A 20,099-nucleotide genomic window follows, 5' to 3' on the forward strand; every position below is an offset into this window, starting at 1 on the left:
AGTTATCAAATGATTTAGCAAACCTTTTAAACTTCTTCCGCTTTTTTAGAAAATTGACTCTGGTAGAGGTCATAATAGAACCCTTTATCTGCCAAGAGACTCTCATGATTGCCTTGCTCGATAATCTGACCATCCTTGAGCACCAAAATCTTATCCGCTTCCTGAATGGTCGACAGCCGGTGTGCGATGACAAAACTGGTCCGTCCCTGCATAAGTGTCTTCATGGCCTTTTGAATCAAGAGCTCCAGCCGTGTATCGACAGATGAGGTCGCTTCATCCAAAATCAAAATCTTAGGATTGGCCAAAAGAGCCCTCGCAATCGTAAGCAACTGCTTCTGCCCCAGCGAGATATTGCTGGATTCTTGATTCATTTCCATATTGTAGCCGCCTGGTAGGGTTCGGATAAAGTGGTCCACATTAGCTGCCTTGGCCACTTCTACAATTTCTTCATCAGTGGCTTGCAGATTGCCAAAGCGAAGATTTTCCTTGATAGTCCCCTCATAAAGCCAGGCATCCTGCAGCACCATACCGAACTGTTTTCGGTAGTCCTGACGAGACAAATGGCGTATGTCATGACCATCCACAGTAATCGCACCTTTGGTCACGTCGTAGAAACGCATGAGCAGGTTAATCAGCGTGGTTTTACCAGCACCAGTCGGACCGACAATAGCCACCATTTCTCCTGGTTTGACTTCCAGATTGAAATTCCGAATGAGTGGTTTGTCTGCTACATACTGGAAGTCCACATCCTTGAAGCTAACCTGACCTGTCAGATCTTGATCCAGCTTTTCTGACTTATCATTGACTTCATCTGCTTCGTCCAGCACTTGGAAAATCCGGTCCAAAGAAGACTTGGCACTCTGCAGCTGACCTGCTAACTGAGTCAGGTTTTGAATGGGCTGATTAATTTGCCAGACATACTGAACAAAGGCTTGCATATTTCCGACTGTCAAGCGCCCAGCGATAACCTGAAGACCGCCCAGCAGAGCCAGCAAGAGGTAGGTCAGATCTGAAATAACATTCAAAACAGGCATCATCAAACCCGAGATAAAGCTGGCTTTAAAACCTACTTTCTGCAAGTTTTGCGTAATTTGACGAAAATCCTCCTGGGAGCTTTCTTCTCTGACATAAAGCTTCAAGATATTAAAACCAGTCAAATTCTCCTGAACAAAGCCATTCATAGCTCCCAATACATCTGCCTGCTGTTTAAAGTACGGCTGGGATTTCTTCACGATAAAGCGAGCACTGAGATAGGTAATCGGAATCGAAATTACCACAATGATACCCAACTGCAGATTGAGTACTAATACCATGACGATGACCAAGATTAGAGTAAAGACTGCGTTGATAACCTGCAGAAAGGACTGCTGCAAGGCATTGGAAACAGCTTCGACATCGCTGGTAAAACGCCCCAGCAAGTCACCAAATTGGTGCTTATCAAAGTAAGAAACGGGGATGCGATTAATCTTATGGCTGAGCTCATCGCGCAAGTCACGAATGGTAGCCTGTACTGCATTGGTCATAAAGTAATTAGAATAGTAAGAACCGATTTCATAAAAAATCGCCCGCACAAAATACAAGACCATGACCCAGCCAACATAGGACACATTAATCTGGGCACCAGCCACACCTTTAGCCATATCCAGCAAATTATTTGTCAGTTCAGTAATGGCTAGACCTAAGACAAAGGGCTCGACGACACTCATAACGACGCTGAGGATTTTGAGGAAGATCGCAAAGGCGACTGCAAACTTATAAACTTTTAGGTAGCTCCACAAACGAGCAAAACTAGATGTGTTTTTCATATCAGTCTCCTTTCTATTCCTCTGTCAAAGCTTGATTTTTCAGCTGCGAATCCGCAATTTCACGATAGATATCATTGGTTTCCATCAGCTCTTCATGCTTCCCGCGTCCAACGATTTCACCCTGGTCCAGAACGATAATTTGGTCAGCGTCCATGATAGTTCCCACCCGCTGGGCTACAATCAACACAGTTGCCTGACCTGTCACTTCCTTGAGGCGACGACGAAGCACCGCATCTGTCTTATAGTCCAGAGCAGAAAAAGAGTCATCAAAGATATAAATATCCGGCTTTTTGACCACCGCGCGAGCGATAGAGAGCCGTTGCTTCTGCCCTCCGGATAGATTGCTGCCTCCCTCGGCCAGATGAGTCTCAAAACGCTCTTCTCGACTCTCGATGAAGTCCTTTGCTTGAGCCACCTCAGCTGCCTGACTCAGCTCTTCTTGGCTGGCTTCTTCCTTTCCGTAGCGTAGGTTTTCCGCGATGGTTCCGGTAAATAGCAGAGCCTTCTGCGGAATAAAGCCAATCTTCTGACGCAAAGCTTTCAGATTGTACTCACGGACGTCCACACCGTCCACTAAAATCTTACCTAGTGTTACATCGTAAAAGCGCGGAATCAACTGTACCAGTGTAGACTTACCAGAACCAGTTGAACCGATAAAGGCAATAGTCTCACCCGGTTTAGCCTTGAAGGAAATATTATGCAGTACAGGACTCTCTGTCTCACCTGGATAAGCGAAGGTTACATTGTCGAACTCCAGATAACCCTGCGTATCTGTCTCGGTTACACCATTTTCATTAGGATTGATTGAAATGGGCATGTCCATGACTTCCTTGAGCCGCTGGCTCGATACCGCCGTCCTTGGATACATAGTAAAGAGATTAGCCAAGAAGAGGAAGGACAGCAGCGCGTGAAAGCTGTATTCGATAAAGGCAACGAGATTTCCGATTTCAAGACTGCCGTCCCGCAAGGGGTCTAGGGCAAACCAGACAATGGCCACAATCATGGCAATAATAATCTGCACAAAGAGCGGCTCAGTCAGACCAGTCAGCTTAAAGAGCTTATTGGAGTTTTGCGCATAGACCTCATTTTCATCAGAAAAACGCTTCTCTTGAAATTCTTCTCTTGCAAAAGCTCGAATAACGCGTAGACCAGTCAGATTTTCCCTCACGTACTGATTAATCTTATCAAGAGTCTTCTGCTGCTTTTCAGACAGGGGCTTGGTTTTAACCGCTACATAAATGACCACGACTGCCAAGAAAGGCACTGAAACAGCTACAATCCAGGCCAAAGACGGACTAGTCAGAAAAATCATGAGAATACTGGACAGCATCATCATGGGAGTAATGACGCCCATTTTCAGGGTTTGCTCCGCAAACTGCATAAGAACAAAAGCATCCGAAGTCAAGCGTGTGACTAAAGAGGATACACCGATTTGCTCATACTCATGATGAGAATACTCTTGCAGCTTAGCATAGAGATCATTGCGCATGTCCTGCACCATGGTCGTCGTCAGCTTCCCAGCAGCATAAGCCAGAACGATTCGCCCCAGCACTCCTAAGACAATGACACCAAACATCACCCAAGCCCAGAAAAAGAGCCGGTCTGTCTGCTTAGGATTGATACCCTCATCAATCATCCGAGCCAGCACCGTTGGCAGACCTAGATTGACGATTACAAAAAAGATTGCCGCAACAAAGTCCAAGACCAACCACTTAGGATATCTCTTCAAATAAGACCAAATGTATAACATAACTCCTCCTTCACCATCTATTCAAAAATAACTCACTATAAAGCACCCAAGTGCTTTTAAAACACAGAAAAGAGCGCGCAAACGCACGCCTTACTATAGATATTATAACAAAAATATGAAAGCGGGTAAAGGTTATTGGGGACTTTTTTCCTGTCTAGTATCAGCCTCATAACTGACTGTAAGCAACAAACTGCCTGAAAGCAGACCAGCAACTGTTTTAATTGCTTGACTTATGTAAAAAAACAAACCTAGTTTTCACTAGGTTTGTAATTTCTTATCTGCAAGAAGGTCTGAATTTAAGAGTAATTCAAGCTCTGCCCTAACATTTCAGACTTGTAACTTTGCAGACTGGTTGACCGGCTCAAATCCATCACTTCTGGTTTTCAAAGATTGATGTTCTGAAATCTTTAGTCTGATCAAGGTAAGCTTTGAAGACTGCTTTTTTAAGCTTATGGACAGCACTGTCATGTTCTGGTTTATAGCCGCTCCAAGAATACCAATTATCATTGGCATCTTTGAGAACGGCTTCATCCATCAATGCCTGCAACTCTCCCACGGTACTAATGGTCTTGGTAGCATAACTTGTCCATGGTTGTCTCGTATCATCAAATGTGACCTTATTCAAGCTGTCGAACTTGTTTTTACGTTCTTCATACATAGCCTTCTTAAACTCGGTCCAATTATTAAACTGACCATTGAAGACCTTGCGTAAAACCAAGTCGTCTGTTACCAGACCTCTGGTCTTACCGTAGATACTGATTGTTTTCCCGTTTTGCTTAGCATCATCTTCATACTGATTAGAGATATAAGGGACCATACCATCTTTGAAGCCCTTGGCTGCCAGAAGCTCATAAGCCATACGCCGTCCCATAAGATCTCCTGGTGTTCCTTTTTCACTGCTTAATGCCGAATAAATCGGAGAGAAGAGTTTAATCGTATGGTAGCCATTTCTTTCAACGTCACCATTTTTGTACTCACGCGCTGAAAGAATATCATTTTCAATGAGACTGTCGAATGAATTTAATTTTTGCGCATCCGCCATTGTAATATTTTTTATCACATTGGTTGCGTAAACATCATTTCCATCAGCATCTCGGACATATTTATTCTCAATCTTCCTCAGAGCACTCACTTTCTGTACATCAGATAGACGGTTAACGATTGACATCCCTTCTAGGTACTCCAACATATAAATGACATCAAACATGTTGTGAACATAATTTTTCAGATCATCCGCATTTTGGAAACGTTCAGTTGGATCCAGGACCTGCAAACGAGATTTTTCAGTTGCATCATTCTTGTCATATTTGAGAATTGAGTTGACCGTGATTGTCGCATCATCTGGATGATCCGGTGCTTGCAACAAGCCCTTGGCAAAGAATTCTGGACCAAGTCCGCTTCTTCTTCCATATCCGCCTAAATAGATCTCATTATCAGAATCATGCGTCATTTCATGGGTATAGGTAATGGCTCCGTCCTTGTCCAGCATACGATAGCCCATGTAGTAAACCCCGTCTCCAGTAGCGTAAGCTCCATGCTTGTTGTGTACGACCTTGTTTCCAACCGGTCCAAAGAAGTATTTCATAGCTGGATTAGAACTATCGAATTGCGCCTCCGCTGTAGCTTTGCCAACAGTAGTATCATCACCGAACTTATAGGCATCATAGACCAAGATATTTCGATAGAGCTTTTCACGGCCATGCTCGTCTAATATTCTATACCAATAGTCATAATGGTCGCGTTGGCGTTTTGCAGTTTCCTGGGCATTATCCTCAACAAACTTATTGAGTTCTGCTCCTGCTCTGAGCTCATTATTTCTATATCTGTCATAGGCGCCAAATCCAAGACTGGATATAGTCGATATGACAAAGACTGATCTTTCAGGCATTGTCAGCAAAGGTAGGATCATATTTCGGTATTTCCAAGTGTCGCTGGTAATTCGATCATAGACCCCGATAGAGTATTTGCTACCAGCCTGCTCTTGTTTGACCCTCACCTCATCAATAGCTGATTTTTCTTCAACGATATAAGCCTTGGTTTGCTCTTTGAACCATTGATTATTTGTTTTATTTGGTAAAAATACTTCTCGGTAATTGGCAAGCGTGCTAAACAAATCTTTTGTTGCATTATTATTTGCAAGGCTGATGCTATAGGCATCTACGTTGTTCTTGGCCAGAAGATTGTTATAGCCTGATTTACCTAATTCAATGATCGTGTCTAGCGGTGATACGTTGCCCTTACCAAAGAAATCCATGTGATACATGACTATGTCTTTGATATTCACATCACCATAGTTAAAGTTGTACCAGCGTTCTAAATAAGTTAAACCTAGAAGCAAGGCTTCCTTGTTGCGTTTGATTTTATCAACGACGTAACCATTAATCGTTTGATTTTCGCTGGCAATGACTGCATCGGCAGACAACAGTTTTTCCAGTGTATTTGCTAGATTTTCCTTGGTTTTGGCAAACTGGTCTTCTAAGTATAATTCTGTTAATGAAACTCCTGAAGAAATACCTAGGGTGTTTCTGATAGCTTCTGACTGATAATCGACCACTCTCAAATCAGGCAAAACTTCATTGATGATCGAACCATGACTATGCAAGAATTGATTAGGCGTATAGATGAGACCTGTATCGCCCACACGGTATTCCGCTAACTTACTAAAGTCAGATTGGTAAGTAATATCTAGTGTTTCAGATGAATGATCCTTATAGTGCAGCAAGAGCTTATTAGCCGCCTCCTTATGCAAAGCAATATCTGTAATCACTTCATTATCCTTCATCATGACTGCAGATAAGACTTCTTTTTCGAACAAAGCGCTATCTTCTTTTACCAGATTACCGTATTTGACAATGGTTTCCTTATTATAAAACGGCAGTAATTTTTCAATATTCTTATATGCTAAAGCTCGACTGGCTAGATAGTCTTTAACCTTAGAAAAATCACTTTCTATATTTCTGCTAGTCAGTAAGCTTTCAACTTTCGGTACAGCAAGAGAGTTGATTTCAGATTTCTTACTTGCGATTTGAGCAGCATCAATCAATGTTCCTCTCTCTTCGAGGGATTCCTTGGTGACAACCTCATCCTTTTCAAGAGTCACTTTGTAGACTCTGTTTTCCTTGTTGCTATATGAGTCAGTTATTCGCATTCCTCGATAGTGATAGCCACTAATGGCATTCCCGTTCATAACATTGACATCACTGAGAACATTATGCAATCTTCCAGCGTGTCTCTCTTCGCTAGAATCTCTATCCCACAAGTAGCCAGCCACACCAGCAACACTTCCAAAGCGCTTCACATTATTAATCTGGCCCTCAGCGTAACTATTGCTGATAAGCGCATCTTTCTCGACAAGACCTGCAAGGCCGCCGACAGTTTGGTTTGTGCTATCCGCATTTGATGAGATGGTAATTGTAGCTTTTGACTTATCAACTACTGCATTGATGCCAGTCAGTTGACCTACTAGGCCTCCGATATTGTATGGAGACCTCGTTTCATAGGAGTTGACAATTCTTCCTTTGAAACTGCTGTTGGTAATCTTAGAATTATCAGCCTTCCACACTAAGCCACCAATGCCACGTTCGCCAGCCAGAACACCGTCTACATGGACATTATTAATCCTTGTTGCATTATTGGCTTCATTTGCAAGGGCGCCAATATCAGTTTTCCCTGAGATATTTACATCTTTAAGAGCCAGATTTTCTACAGTAGCTCCGCTCAACGTATCAAATAAAGGCTTCTTCAAATTATAAATAGCATAATTTTTTCCGTCTTTGCTGCCAAAGAGCTTACCAGTAAATCTGCCCTTTATATAACTGCTAGCGCCATTTTCTAATTCGACCTCATTGGCATTCAGGCTAGCACCTAAATAATAGATTCCATTGAGATCGTTATTTATAGCTTGAACCAAGTTACTAAAGGAAGTGAAGTTTGTGACTTCTCTCTCTGCCTTTTTAGCTAGATAAAAAGTAAAATTGTCCTCGTACTTATTGTCAATGTCCTGTTTTAATTTTTCCGCACTTGCAGTAATTTTATAAACTGGCTGACCATCTTTTGTGCTATCAACTATTGAAGAAATCGGCAAGAAGACATCTTTAAACTTAGAAGATTTGACCTTCACGAAATAATTGTCTTTATTGCTCGGAATTGTATCCAAAGAAACGTGTTGTTTGTATTTTCCGTCAGATAGACTATACAATTCCAGTTCAGATACATTTCTCAATTCAATATGCTTTTCAGGTTCTTGCTTCTGCTCTTTCGGCTCCTCAGCTTTTTCAGCAGGATTTTCCTCTTCTGGCGCTGCTGGTTCGATGTTTCCAGTATACTCTTGCGGAGGCTCTACCTGCTCAGGCTCAACTATGGCTCCTGCTTGTGTTCCTGTGTATTCAGGTAAGGAAGACGCTTGTTCGGGTGTTACTACTGCACCTGATTGAGTTCCCGTATACTCTGGCAATGAAGTCGTTTGTTCAGGTTCTACTATGGCCCCAGATTGGACGCCTGTGTACTCCGGCAATGAAGTCACTTGCACGGGTTCTACTATCGCACCTGATTGGACACCTCCAATCTCTGGTTCAATTTGTTCAGGCTCAACAATGGCTCCAGATAGTGTATTTGAATACTCAGGCAAAGAAGCCACCTGCTCGGGCTCAACGATTGCACCGGATTGGACGCCTATGTACTCTGGTAAGGGAGCGACTTGCTCGGGTGCCACTAAGTTAGAAGCTGTTGGTTTTTCGCTAGGCGCTTCAAGCTTTTTAGTCCCTTTTTCCACTATTTTAGGAGTCGCTTCCTCTATTTTTGTCGAAAGAACTTCCCTAGAAACTTCCGCATTATCTACCGTAAAAATTCGAACGACTTCGATTTTACGTCCTGGTTTGCCTTCTTGTTTTACTCTTACAGTACCTTCGGCTAAATCCGGATTTTCCTGTATTTGTTCTCCAAAGGCTATCTCAGTTTCAACGGCCTCTTCTTTGTATAATAGTTCCGGCTTAGCTACTCGGCCAGACAAGACTTCATCTTGAGGCTCAATTGTATTGACGCCAAGAGTTTGATTTTTCAGTCCATTCTTATCAAAAGAAACAGAATAATCTAGCTTCTTATTTTGGTTTAAAGCTTCTTTATCTAGATTAGCATTCTGCTGATTATCAAGAATCTTATTGTCTAATAATTTCTTAATCGATTCATCTTTAATGTAGCCGACATAGGTATAGCCTGAGATTTCACTTGGTGACGGCAGACTTTCCCCAGCTGACACTTGATATTCGGCATTATACTGCAGCAAGATCCCATTTTCCAACGCATCGACGGATAGTATCAAACCTCCTCCGACACCAGCACCCACCAACACAGTCAATAGGAACTTGCTTTTAACCTTTCCTTTTGACACAACAAAAACAACCAATCCTATCGTCGTTAACAGACCAGCCGTCATCATAGTATTGGAATTGTTATCATCGCCTGTATTCGGTAAGGTTTTTGCTCCAGCATTTGAGTTTAGCCTATAGACAAGATAGTAAGTCTCCTCGTTGCCTTCAGGCCTTTTAGGAAATCCACTTACAATCAACTCCTTTTCTTGCGGAGTCATTTCAGTATCTGTTACATATTTATAGTGAACATTGAACTTTTCCTGCGCTTGAACAGAGTCAACCCCAACGATAGACACAAAAAATAAACTAGAAATAGCAGCCGAAACAAGCCCGACAGCTAATTTCCTAAAAGCAAACCGAGTTTGCTTCTCCCCAAAAAACTTTTTCATTAAAATCCCTTTCAAATTATTCTAAAAAGAATAACAAATCCTTTAACCAGAGAATGAGCAACAGTAAGCTATTGCATTCATTCATCTGGATCCCCCTAACAAAAATTCCCTAATCAACAATCTCATATAATTTTTATCTTATTCATAATATCTCCTAAATCGCAATAATCTGTCTAAATTATATCATAGAATCCTATTTTTTGTTAGCGTTTTAACATAAAAATGATTTTTGAATACAAAAAAACCAAGTCTTTCGACTTGGTTGATTTCTATGATTGGAAACTCTATTATTTAAGAGTAACAGAAGCACCAGCTTCTTCCAATTTAGCTTTAAGTTCTTCAGCTTCTGCTGCAGCAACGCCTTCTTTGATAACGTTTGGTGCACCATCAACAAGTTCTTTAGCTTCTTTAAGGCCAAGACCAGTGATTTCACGTACAACTTTGATAACGCCGACTTTCTTGTCACCAGCTGCAGTCAATTCAACGTCAAATGAATCTTTAGCAGCGGCAGCTTCACCAGCACCAGCAGCAGCTACAGCTACAGGAGCAGCTGCAGTTACACCAAATTCTTCTTCGATAGCTTTTACAAGGTCGTTCAATTCAAGGATTGAAGCTTCTTTAATTTCAGCAATAATGTTTTCAATGTTCAATGCCATTGTTATTTCCTCCAAATAATTTTTAAATTTATAATATTTTTTCGTAGCTAGGCTACGCTGCGTAGCTTAAGATTAAGCTGCGTCTTCTTTGTTGTCTGCAACTGCTTTGACAGCAAGTGCAACGTTGCGAACTGGCGCTTGAAGTACAGAAAGGAGCATGGAAAGAAGTCCTTCGCGGTTTGGAAGAGTTGCAAGTGCAAGAATCTCTTCTTTTGATGCGACAGCGCCTTCAATTGCACCACCTTTGATTTCAAGTGCATCAGCGTTCTTAGCAAAGTCGTTCAAGATTTTCGCTGGAGCAACAACATCTTCGTTAGAAAATGCTACTGCAGATGGTCCAACAAAAACAGATGCCAGGTCTTCAAGTCCAGCTTTTTCAGCTGCACGACGCAAGATTGAGTTTTTGATAACTTTGTACTCAACTTCGCTTCCACGAAGCTCACGACGAAGAACGGTATCTTGCTCAACAGTCAAACCACGAGCGTCGACAACGACGATAGATGCAGCAGCTTTCATTTTTTCAGCAACTGCGTCAACCAGTTCCGCTTTTTTAGCAATAATAGCTTCACTCATTTAGTGTTTCACCTCCGTAATTATTTTGCTTGGGGAATTTTCCAAAAGAAAAACGCGCCCAAACCTAGACACGAAAGTACAATACGCTTCTTTTTACATGATACGTTTTGTCCTCGGTAGGATCTTTATGAGTCGAGCTCCCCTACTGTCTTAGGCAGTTTTTTTTCAAACCATTGATAATTATAGCAAAAGAAAAAAAAGATTGCAAGCTTTTTATACAATCTTTTTTAAATTTAGTCATTATTTTCTGCAAATTTCTTACTTGACTAATATCTACTTCTTTCCCTTAGTCGAAAGTTTCGAGTTCAATATAATCAAAGTTCTCTCTTAAATAATCAAATAAGGCGTCTTTATGAGCATTCTGATTCATTCCAACAAACCTTCGAAACTCATTTGTACGGATTTCAGATTTACTACCATCAAGATACCATGCAGAAAAATGAACTCGTCTCAACTCATGACCACTGGAAACACGAAAAACATACACCTTCATAAATGCATCTATCTTAGAACATTCTGGTAGGTAGGCAATATCAAATGTCCTGTAACAAATGAGATGATTGCCATAAACCAAAACTTGCAAATCTTCGTCAAAGTAGTCCGCATCATTAAGATTTTGCCAGTCCTCCTCAAGCTCAGGGTAACAATCTCTCAATTCCTGAATATTGCAGTTTAACAGAAGATTATTTTTTATCATTCTATAGATAGACTCGACTAAACTCATATGGATCCAAATAAAGAAAATGATCAACATAAAATTTTCACGAATCAAATCTAGCCAAAATGAAATACCTAACTCCAATGTATAATAAATAAAACCGCACGAAAAAAAACCAAAGAAGATAGCACTCATTACTGGACTAATCATCATCAAAATTCTAGCTTTTAGCGGCGAAAACTTAATCCTTTTCCCACTTCCCCCAGCTCCTCCTAAACTCAATTCTTTATCTCCTTTCATATCTCAGTCCTCCCTCTTGTGTATGTAACTTTGTTTATCATAGAAAAAATTTATTCCAGTAGTTTTATGGCATATTAGGAAAAGTCTTTTTAAGTAGACTTCTGCTTTCTTCATCTGCAGGCAGCCATCCATCTTTGAAAACACGATCTTTTATCCAAAAACGATTATAGAAAAAAGTCCAAAAGAAATTAAAGGCTGTTCCAGTTGGCTTTAACAAATCTTCTGGAATGAAAAGCACAGCAATAACAAGCAAAGCGCAGAAAGAACCTAAAATAATACCAAAGTATTTCCAGTCCTTTCGAAAAAGCGGGACAAAAAAACTAAATAGTAACGTTGTAATAGAGTAGGATGGTGACAAGGTTTTGACTTTTCTTCCATCTGGTGACTGAATAGTAATCTTATTCATAACATCTCCTTTTGATTACATAATATACCAAATTAATTTAACAAACTTCGATAATTCTGTCAACTGTTTTGCTTAGATATTAGAGATTGATAGGCAATGAACATTAAAAAAGAGACTAGAAAGTTAGTCAAAGATCGTACTAAAGAACTGAAAGGAATTTACACTTGGTTTAAATTAGACCTTTAAAGTGTAAAATCCAAATATTTTTTCAAAAAAATACAGCCCCAAGGCTGCATTTTAATCTACGTAATGTTCTTCCTTTTTATTAAACCAAGCGTACGGCAAACCTATGAGTAGACCACCACCGATGAGGTTACCGATAAAGGTTACGCCCCAGTGTCGTAGGATATTTCCAATACCAAAATTTTGCACTTCCGCTGCTGCTGAGCTGAATTTCACGATAGCGAAGGAAGCAAAGTTGGCTGCCAAGTGTTCGTTAGTTAGGAATACAAACATATAAATGGCTGATATAACTAAGAAGAGCTTAGCTGTACTATCTTTGACCAAAACGAAGGAAAGAATAGCGATATTAACAAAGATATTGGCTAACACTCCCTCAAGCAGAATCAGCTCATTAGATCGGGCAAGCTTCATCTGCACAACACCAGAAATGAAACTATCTTTGCTAAGCCCTGCATAAGCAGCCGAGTTAGCAAAGAGCCAGCCGGCAATCAAAGCGCCAATCAGATTGAAAAAGGTACAATAAAGCAAAATCATCAAGGCTTTTTTCCAGTCAATCTTCTTCAAAAAGGTACCAGCAGTTAGAAACATCATATTGGAAGTCACCAACTCTGCATTTAGAAAGACAATGTAAGCCAATCCCCAAGCAAAGATGAAAGGAAAGAGAAAACGCCCAGTTCCTGGAACAATCTTATTCGTCAAATCTGCCGCAATAGCTCCAGCACCAGTACTAAAGGTTAGGAAAGCTCCAGCAAAGATGGAACGAACAGCGTACTTGGCCTTGCTTGTATCAAACAAAGCTTCTTTTTTGCGGCAAGCTGCTTCAATTTTAGGGATAAATGTCGATTCAGGCATAAAAGATTCTCCTATTAATTTAAACTATGTATAGTATATCACAAAGTTCTTGCTTTTGATAGCGTTTTCGAGAACCTTTTTAAATTTTCTAAAAAAGGATTGAAAATCTATTTTCAACCCTTAAATCCTTTTGCTAACCGAGTAATATCTTCTGGCCGTGTTCGACAGCAACCACCAAAAAGACGCACTCCTTGATTTTTCCAAAGTTTACTATTTTCCAGCAAGCTCCGCTCCTGCTCTGGATCGTCATGCCAAGTCTTGGTCAAGCCGTTATAAGTTTCGCCAGAGTTTGGATAGGTCAGAAAAGGTTTGTTGCACACTTGTCCAAGCCCATCTAATAAAGGAGTAATTAAATGCGGGGCTGTACAGTTAAAACCAACTGCCAAGACTTGTGGACTTTCTTGAGCCAAGTTTCCTAATTCCTCAATCTTAGTGCCATCTGATATGGCATTCTCCGACTGGGCGACAAAGGACAAATAAGCCTCAGCCTGCGGAAATTCCTCAGCTAAAAGTCGGAGGATTGCTACCGCTTCTGCTCCATTTGGAATCGTTTCAAGAGCCAGCAAGTCACTCCCAGCTTCTAATAAAGCTTGGATACGCGGACGGTGAAACTCTTGGAATTCCTCTTCGCTCAGCTGGTAGTCCCCCGTATACTCCGAACCATCAGCTAAATAGGCAGCATAAGGCCCTACCGAGCCTGCAACTAGAGGATAGGATCGCTGCTTTTGCACTTCTGGAGATAATGCTTGCCAGACATTTTGGATTGCCTTTTGTGCTAAGAAGACTGTCTCTTTCAAAAGATCATAAGCCTTTTCGGGAGTTAGTCCTGCCTCTATAAATGCTGGAATGCTGGCCTGATAACTGGACGTAGTGATGATGTCACTGCCAGCTCTCACATAGCTTTCATGCACATCTTGAATAATCTGAGGCTGGTCTAATAGGTATTGAGCGGACCAAAGCTTACCAGATACATCATAACCCAGACTTTCCAACTCTGTACCTAAGGCTCCATCTAAAATAATAATTTCTTGGTTTTCAAGTAAATCTTTAAATTTTCCCATGAAATACTCCTAAAAATCTTCTTAAGTAAGCAGGATCAACACTAGCGAATACGAAAATTCGAGACTAGAGAGATCAGCAAGGCGACATAAAAAAGAGGTCTCCCTCTTTTTTGTTGTCTTCATTAAAATCTATTCGCCCAGGCTGTATCGACATCCAAGATGTCTTGAGTAGTATATTGCTGACGATAAGGATTGTAAACGATATAGCCAGCACCAGACTCATAGAGTGGTGAATCAAAGCGAGTCAAATCGTATTTTTCAATAATATAATTCAATTTAGCATTATAGCTGGTATCTGTCGCATAGACACCAGTCAGGGCAGCTGTTGCATCCTGATAGTTTGGTGCATTACTCTTCCATGCGCCTGCAAAATGCCCCTGTTTGAGAACCGCAACATAGTCTTGCAAAGACTCTACATAGCTAGGATATGAACGGAAACTGTCGTTGATGGTGTAGGCATTTCCCTCTCCATCATCTTCCCAAGTCTCCATATTAGCAGACTGGCCATCATAGTGACCTTTGATACCGAAAAGGTTATAATGAGGTTCACCAGACAGACCAGACTGCCCTGATCCACTTTCTAAAATAGCCTGAGCAATCATAACAGAAGCATAAAGATCATTGTCCTGTCCCAACTGACGCGCCGGCTCACCGATTTGTGAGATGAAGTAGTCTGTTTGATTCATGGGCTGCTGGTCGCTATTATTGGCACTAGCAGGATTAATATGCTTGGCCAAGACAAAACCAACAGCAATCGTCGTTGTCATGATGAATAAAGCTGAAAGGATTCTCTTACCTTTTTTTGAAATTCTCTTTTTCACAGCACTTCTCCTGAATAAGATGTTAATGATACCATTGTAACATACTAAAGATTAAAAAAACACTATTGATAATTTACAAGTATATGACATTTTTCGTTTTATTTCAAAAAATCCAACTCGTTTTTTGAGTTGGATTTAATTCGTATTATTGAATTTTTGACAAAATAGCGTCCCAAGCAGCATCTAAGCCATCCTTGGTGACTGAGGAAAAAAGAATGAAATCATCATTTCTGTCAAAGTCCAGTTTTTTCTTAATAGCTGACTCGTGTTTATTCCATTTTCCGCGAGGGATTTTATCAGCTTTGGTTGCTACTAGGATAACTGGAATGTCATAATATTTCAGAAATTCATACATCTGCACATCATCTGCGCTCGGATCATGCCGAAGATCGACAAGGCTTACAACCGCTCTGAGATTTTCACGACTGGTCAGATACTCCTCAATCATCCGGCCCCATTTTTCACGCTCTTTTTTGGAAACACGGGCATAGCCATAACCTGGCACATCAACAAAACGCAACTTGTCATCAATGTTGAAAAAGTTTAGCAGCTGAGTTTTTCCAGGTTTTCCTGAAGTTCGCGCTAAATTCTTACGATTAAGCAGTGTATTGATGAAGCTGGACTTTCCGACGTTTGATCGGCCAGCTAAGGCAATCTCTGGAATATCATCTTGAGGGTAGTGCGATTTATTAGCTGCACTCAGCAAAATCTCTGCGTTGTGGGTATTGATTTCCATAAGCACCTCGTTAGGCAGTTTCTAGAATAGGCTTATCTGTTCCATCTACTGCTTCTTTGGTAATACGGACAAGTTTGACATTTTCCTGACTTGGAACTTCAAACATGACATCCATCATAGTTTCTTCGATGATTGATCGAAGACCGCGTGCACCTGTTTTACGTTCAATCGCTTTATTTGCAATCTCCTGCAGAGCATCTTCGTCAAATTCAAGCTTAACATCATCATAAGACAGAAGTGCCTGATACTGCTTAATAAGGGCGTTTCTAGGCTCTTTCAAAATCCGAACCAAATCATCAACTGTTAGTTGCTCCAGAGCAGCAAAAACAGGCAAACGACCAATCAACTCTGGGATAATCCCGAACTTTTGGACGTCTTCTGAGATAATTTCCTGCATATAGGAACTATCTTCGTCGATTGCTCGGTTGTTCTGACCGAAACCAATGATTTTCTCACCCAAGCGCTGTTTTACAATTTCTTCAATACCGTCAAAAGCACCGCCAACAATGAAGAGAATATTCTTGGTATCAACCTGAATCATTTCCTGCTGCGGATGCTTGCGTCCACCTTGCGGCGGAACACTAGCTACAGTTCCTTCAATAATCTTCAAAAGGGCTTGTTGAACCCCTTCACCTGAAACATCACGAGTAATTGAGACGTTCTCACCTTTCTTAGCAATCTTGTCAATCTCATCGACATAGATAATGCCACGTTCCGCACGCTCAATATTAAAGTCAGCCGCCTGTAAAAGCTTGAGCAGGATATTTTCAACATCTTCTCCGACATAACCAGCTTCAGTCAAAGCTGTTGCGTCCGCAATGGCGAAAGGCACATTAAGGCTGCGAGCAAGAGTCTGCGCCAGAAAGGTCTTACCTGACCCGGTCGGACCAATCATCAAAATATTTGACTTTTGAAGTTCCACATCTTCTTCTTCGCGGCTGTCGTGGTAGTTAATACGCTTGTAGTGATTATAGACCGCTACTGCCAAGGCACGCTTAGCTCGGTCTTGCCCGATAACATAGTGGTTCAAGATATTCAGCAGCTCCTGAGGTTTTGGCACCTCAGACAGATCTGCCAGCACTTCCTCGGCCAGCTCTTCACGGATAATCTCCTGTGCCAACTCCACACATTCATTACAGATAAAGGCATTGTTTCCAGCGATAATCTTCTGCACCTCATCTTGGTTCTTCCCACAGAAAGAACAAAAAACCATCATATCATCATTACGACTTGTAGGCATTGTTTACTCCAATTCTAAAATTCTAAATCTATTTATTTTCTTTCGTACATGTTAAAACAGTGTCATATAAAAAGCATGAATGGAATTTACCAAGTTTGTAAAAGCATTCAGCAAAAATAAAGCTGCCAGTCCAAACCGCTTTTTCCGAAAGGTTTGAACGGCACAAATAAGACAAATGACACATAAAAAGGCCGTAAAAAAACCAAAAATACTACGTTCCATTCTTACGAGTCCTTCCTTTGGTATCTTTTTATAGTGAAATCATAAGGATTCTTTTCATCTTTGGCATGAAATTCACTGCTAACTTCCTGATAAGGAGCCCAGTCAAATGTCTCAGGGAAATAGGTATCTCCTTCCAACTTAGCAGCAATCTGAGTCTGAATCAATTCTTCCAAAAACGGCTCAAAAGCCCTGATAATCTGCGCTCCGCCAATAATATACAAGTTTCTATCTTGCTTGTGGTACCAATCCAAGACATCTTCCACATTGCTGAACAGCAAGACATTTTCATTGTCAACTTGATAGTTCTTGTCCCTGCTCAAAATCAGACTAATCCGATTTGGCAAAACGCGACGCTGCAAACCATCAAAGGTCACTCGCCCCATCAAAATAGCATGTCCAGTCGTCGTTGACTTAAAATGCTGCAATTCTGCCGGTAGATGCCAGGGCATGACCTTGTCTTTTCCAATCAGACCATCCTCTGCCTGAGCCCAAATGGCAATAATCTTCTTTGTCATCCTTTTATCCTTTGTATTAGTAACTCTATTCTATCAAATTTGCTGTAAAAAGGCATGTTTAAAGTATGATTCAAGCAGAACTTTTGCAGAGGTTGGCAGTTTTCGCATACACTTATCAAAATCGTTAAATAGCCAAATCAAACTTCAGCTGAGGTTTAACAGGATTATAGTCCAGCAACTCAAAATCTTCTGCTTTGATATCAAAGAAATTGGTTCCATCCGGCACATTTAACACGAGTCGAGGTTGACAGTCGCTAGGTTCCCGACGCAATAGCTCCTCCGCCTGCTCGAACTGATTGTCATAGATGTGCAAGTTATTGATAAAGTAAAAGAACTTGCCGACCTTCCAGCCGAAATGCTTGGCAATCATCATCTGCAGAGCCACATACTGCATAGCATTGATATGGTGAGCAACCAACATATCATTTGAGCGCTGAGTCAGAGTCGCATCCAGATAAATGTCTCCATCTACACGCCGAACGTCAAACATGGTTTGAAAAGCGCATGGAAGCAAGCCATCTGTTTCTTCAAAAGCTTCATAATCCCAGAGAGAGATGATATTTCGACGGTTCCAAGGATTGGCTTCCAGCTGTTGGAGAATTTTATGGATAATATTGTGCTTCTTGACAACAGCTCCGTAGCGCTGCCCGATAGTACCTGTATCGCCAACTTCCCAGTCATTCCAGTAGTGAACATTATACTTGTCGTTGAGCAATTCCAGACTATTAGACTGGTCTTGATAGATCCAAAGGACTTCCTTGATGGCAGACTTGATAGCGATAGGGCGTAGAGTTGTGATTGGAAACTCGCCCTTGCTCAAATCGTATTCCGCAAAAGAACCAGTGATATATTTGGAATTGGCCACATTTCCATTCTTGTAGCGCGGACGGGCATTTTCAGAAAAAACACCCTGCTCCATAATTTTTTTAATATTCTCTTTGAAAATCGTATCTGCTAACGTCATGATTTCTCCTTCGTTCAGTGAGCTTTTTCTAGTATAGCAAATTTTCCACAAAAATTCTCCTACAGGCCTTTCTGCAGGAGAACAAATGAAGCATACTTGTAGAATTATTGTAATACCAATGAAGCTGCCCCGATAACGCCAGCATCATTTCCAAGAGTAGCCAAGGCCAACTTGGTTGAAGTACGAACCTGCGGGAAGCTATTCTCTTCATAAACCTTGCGAACGCCATCAAGTAAGAAATCACCTGCAGCTGACACGCCACCACCAATAACAATTGTAGATGGATTGAGAATAGAGCCTATATTGGCACAGGCAATTCCTAGATAGCGAGCAAAATTGCGATAGACAATCAGAGCCAGCTCATCGCCCTCTTTCGCCAAGTCGAAGACAACCTTTGCATTAACATCTTCACCATTGTCAATCAGTTTTTTCAGCTCTGCATCACCAGCATACTCATCAGCATAGCGACGAGTCAGATTGACAATACCAGTCGCAGATGCAACAGTCTCTAGGCAGCCTTTCTTGCCACAGGTACACAGAATTGGCTGATCAAAGTCAACAGTGATGTGGCCCAACTCTCCTGCTGCTCCAGCAAGTCCATGCAAGAGCTTGCCTTCGGCAACAATTCCTCCGCCAACACCTGTACCTAGTGTCATGAAGACTACATCAGGCTGGTTTTCTCCAGCCCCCATCCAGCGTTCACCCAAAGCAGCAACGTTAGCGTCATTGTCGATATAGAAAGGAATCCCAGTCGCTTTTTCAATCTTATCCTTGACCGGCTGTAGCGTCTTCCAATTGAGGTTGTATGCACCAATAACAGTGCCCTTTTCTCGGTCAACAACTCCTGGCGATCCCATACCAATTCCGATAAAATCCTCTGCTGAAAGCTGAAGCAAGTCCAAACGATGCAGGATTGACTCAATCATATCCTCTACGATGTGGCTACCTTCGTCCAAAACATTGGTTTTAATGGACCATTTTTCCTGAATTTCGCCCTCTGAGGTTAAAATAGCAAACTTAATAGATGTTCCACCAAGGTCAATTCCGATTATTTTTTTCGACATGATGTTCTCCTCTGTGTTTTATTTATCATCATTATATCAGATTTTTTCAGTAAGGAAAAGGTTTGCATAAAGAAAAGTGAAAATCGAATTCATCTTTATTCCCAAAGTAAAATCACAACTCTTTTGTATAATAGTATCTTTCACCAGTATAGGGGTATTCTTTCAACGCGAACACTTCTGTATAGCCGTGCTTTTTATAAAAATCTGGGGCTTGAAACTGATAAGTATCCACAAATGAACATTTGCATTTCCTTTCTCTGGCTTCTTGTTCAGCCTTGCACAGTATTTTTGAGCCTATGCCTTGCCCTCGTAAATCTTCGCTCACATACAAATACTCAATCTCCAGCCAATTACCAAAAGTTTCAGCCGCCATACCAGCCATCAGATTTCCTTGTTCGTCTTCCACATAGATGTTAAGAGGTTCGCTTTTGGAGGGCTCCCTCTTAGATTGATTGTAGGCCCTGATCAAATTTCCCAGTTCCTGTGTCTTCTTCGAGTCGGTATTTTCTAATCTTAGTTTCATAGATGCCTCCGTTCC

The 20,099-nt window shown here is 41.2% G+C and carries 16 protein-coding genes and 1 other annotated feature; all 16 genes read right to left on the bottom strand.

Features of this window, described 5'->3' with window-relative positions:
* Nucleotides 1-26 precede the first annotated feature (26 nt).
* The 16 genes from K1I80_RS03540 to K1I80_RS03615 all read right to left on the bottom strand — a co-directional run bounded on the left by K1I80_RS03540 (nt 27) and on the right by K1I80_RS03615 (nt 20,084).
* Entirely contained in the window at nt 27-1,805 is a 1,779-nt protein-coding gene (locus tag K1I80_RS03540) for an ABC transporter ATP-binding protein (RefSeq protein WP_223338997.1), read from the bottom strand.
* A 13-nt stretch (nt 1,806-1,818) separates the two neighbouring features.
* On the bottom strand, nt 1,819-3,555 hold the full coding sequence (locus K1I80_RS03545; RefSeq protein WP_223338999.1) for an ABC transporter ATP-binding protein: 1,737 nt from the start codon (nt 3,553-3,555) through the stop codon (nt 1,819-1,821).
* Nucleotides 3,556-3,925: 370 nt separating this feature from the next.
* Nucleotides 3,926-9,310, bottom strand: coding sequence for a ZmpA/ZmpB/ZmpC family metallo-endopeptidase (locus tag K1I80_RS03550; protein ID WP_223339000.1), 5,385 nt, complete (start codon nt 9,308-9,310; stop codon nt 3,926-3,928).
* Nucleotides 9,311-9,597: 287 nt separating this feature from the next.
* On the bottom strand, nt 9,598-9,966 hold the full coding sequence (rplL, locus tag K1I80_RS03555; protein ID WP_002895571.1) for a 50S ribosomal protein L7/L12: 369 nt from the start codon (nt 9,964-9,966) through the stop codon (nt 9,598-9,600).
* Nucleotides 9,967-10,038: 72 nt separating this feature from the next.
* Nucleotides 10,039-10,539 carry a 50S ribosomal protein L10 gene (gene rplJ, locus K1I80_RS03560; RefSeq protein ID WP_002897628.1) on the bottom strand — a complete coding sequence of 167 codons (501 nt, stop codon included), beginning with the start codon at nt 10,537-10,539 and terminating at the stop codon, nt 10,039-10,041.
* Nucleotides 10,540-10,576: 37 nt separating this feature from the next.
* Nucleotides 10,577-10,712 (bottom strand) — a sequence feature (ribosomal protein L10 leader region).
* Nucleotides 10,713-10,825: 113 nt separating this feature from the next.
* The gene (locus tag K1I80_RS03565) at nt 10,826-11,497 is read right to left on the bottom strand and encodes a hypothetical protein (RefSeq protein WP_223312861.1); all 672 of its coding nucleotides are present in this window, start codon (nt 11,495-11,497) and stop codon (nt 10,826-10,828) included.
* Between the two features lie 64 nt (nt 11,498-11,561).
* Nucleotides 11,562-11,903 carry a hypothetical protein gene (locus K1I80_RS03570; protein ID WP_002906630.1) on the bottom strand — a complete coding sequence of 114 codons (342 nt, stop codon included), beginning with the start codon at nt 11,901-11,903 and terminating at the stop codon, nt 11,562-11,564.
* Nucleotides 11,904-12,140: 237 nt separating this feature from the next.
* Nucleotides 12,141-12,938 carry a formate/nitrite transporter family protein gene (locus K1I80_RS03575; protein WP_125356896.1) on the bottom strand — a complete coding sequence of 266 codons (798 nt, stop codon included), beginning with the start codon at nt 12,936-12,938 and terminating at the stop codon, nt 12,141-12,143.
* A 113-nt stretch (nt 12,939-13,051) separates the two neighbouring features.
* Nucleotides 13,052-13,999, bottom strand: coding sequence for a homocysteine S-methyltransferase (mmuM, locus tag K1I80_RS03580; RefSeq protein ID WP_223312860.1), 948 nt, complete (start codon nt 13,997-13,999; stop codon nt 13,052-13,054).
* Nucleotides 14,000-14,121: 122 nt separating this feature from the next.
* Nucleotides 14,122-14,820 carry a glucosaminidase domain-containing protein gene (locus K1I80_RS03585; protein WP_223312859.1) on the bottom strand — a complete coding sequence of 233 codons (699 nt, stop codon included), beginning with the start codon at nt 14,818-14,820 and terminating at the stop codon, nt 14,122-14,124.
* Nucleotides 14,821-14,965: 145 nt separating this feature from the next.
* Nucleotides 14,966-15,556 carry a ribosome biogenesis GTP-binding protein YihA/YsxC gene (gene yihA, locus K1I80_RS03590; protein ID WP_223312858.1) on the bottom strand — a complete coding sequence of 197 codons (591 nt, stop codon included), beginning with the start codon at nt 15,554-15,556 and terminating at the stop codon, nt 14,966-14,968.
* Between the two features lie 10 nt (nt 15,557-15,566).
* Nucleotides 15,567-16,796: an ATP-dependent Clp protease ATP-binding subunit ClpX gene (gene clpX / locus K1I80_RS03595; RefSeq protein WP_002895582.1), complete on the bottom strand. Its 1,230-nt coding sequence runs from the start codon at nt 16,794-16,796 to the stop codon at nt 15,567-15,569.
* A gap of 224 nt (nt 16,797-17,020) precedes the next feature.
* Nucleotides 17,021-17,533 (bottom strand): dihydrofolate reductase, encoded by a 513-nt coding sequence (locus K1I80_RS03600; protein WP_223311385.1) that lies wholly within the window; start codon nt 17,531-17,533, stop codon nt 17,021-17,023.
* A 124-nt stretch (nt 17,534-17,657) separates the two neighbouring features.
* Nucleotides 17,658-18,497, bottom strand: coding sequence for a thymidylate synthase (locus K1I80_RS03605; RefSeq protein WP_223311384.1), 840 nt, complete (start codon nt 18,495-18,497; stop codon nt 17,658-17,660).
* Nucleotides 18,498-18,601: 104 nt separating this feature from the next.
* On the bottom strand, nt 18,602-19,561 hold the full coding sequence (locus tag K1I80_RS03610) for an ROK family glucokinase (protein ID WP_002909823.1): 960 nt from the start codon (nt 19,559-19,561) through the stop codon (nt 18,602-18,604).
* A gap of 112 nt (nt 19,562-19,673) precedes the next feature.
* Entirely contained in the window at nt 19,674-20,084 is a 411-nt protein-coding gene (locus tag K1I80_RS03615; RefSeq protein ID WP_223311383.1) for a GNAT family N-acetyltransferase, read from the bottom strand.
* Nucleotides 20,085-20,099: the final 15 nt, after the last annotated feature.

The sequence above is a fragment of the Streptococcus sanguinis genome, assembly GCF_019929225.1.
GTDB lineage: Bacteria > Bacillota > Bacilli > Lactobacillales > Streptococcaceae > Streptococcus > Streptococcus sanguinis_J.

Coding starts and splice junctions, on each gene's coding strand:
- K1I80_RS03545 (WP_223338999.1), bottom strand. CDS start 3,555: ATGTTATACATTTGGTCTTATTTGAAGAGATATCCTAAGTGGTTGGTC.
- K1I80_RS03570 (WP_002906630.1), bottom strand. CDS start 11,903: ATGAATAAGATTACTATTCAGTCACCAGATGGAAGAAAAGTCAAAACC.
- K1I80_RS03600 (WP_223311385.1), bottom strand. CDS start 17,533: ATGACAAAGAAGATTATTGCCATTTGGGCTCAGGCAGAGGATGGTCTG.
- K1I80_RS03540 (WP_223338997.1), bottom strand. CDS start 1,805: ATGAAAAACACATCTAGTTTTGCTCGTTTGTGGAGCTACCTAAAAGTT.
- yihA (WP_223312858.1), bottom strand. CDS start 15,556: ATGGAAATCAATACCCACAACGCAGAGATTTTGCTGAGTGCAGCTAAT.
- K1I80_RS03565 (WP_223312861.1), bottom strand. CDS start 11,497: ATGAAAGGAGATAAAGAATTGAGTTTAGGAGGAGCTGGGGGAAGTGGG.
- K1I80_RS03615 (WP_223311383.1), bottom strand. CDS start 20,084: ATGAAACTAAGATTAGAAAATACCGACTCGAAGAAGACACAGGAACTG.
- clpX (WP_002895582.1), bottom strand. CDS start 16,796: ATGCCTACAAGTCGTAATGATGATATGATGGTTTTTTGTTCTTTCTGT.
- rplJ (WP_002897628.1), bottom strand. CDS start 10,539: ATGAGTGAAGCTATTATTGCTAAAAAAGCGGAACTGGTTGACGCAGTT.
- rplL (WP_002895571.1), bottom strand. CDS start 9,966: ATGGCATTGAACATTGAAAACATTATTGCTGAAATTAAAGAAGCTTCA.
- K1I80_RS03605 (WP_223311384.1), bottom strand. CDS start 18,497: ATGACGTTAGCAGATACGATTTTCAAAGAGAATATTAAAAAAATTATG.
- mmuM (WP_223312860.1), bottom strand. CDS start 13,999: ATGGGAAAATTTAAAGATTTACTTGAAAACCAAGAAATTATTATTTTA.
- K1I80_RS03550 (WP_223339000.1), bottom strand. CDS start 9,310: ATGAAAAAGTTTTTTGGGGAGAAGCAAACTCGGTTTGCTTTTAGGAAA.
- K1I80_RS03610 (WP_002909823.1), bottom strand. CDS start 19,561: ATGTCGAAAAAAATAATCGGAATTGACCTTGGTGGAACATCTATTAAG.
- K1I80_RS03575 (WP_125356896.1), bottom strand. CDS start 12,938: ATGCCTGAATCGACATTTATCCCTAAAATTGAAGCAGCTTGCCGCAAA.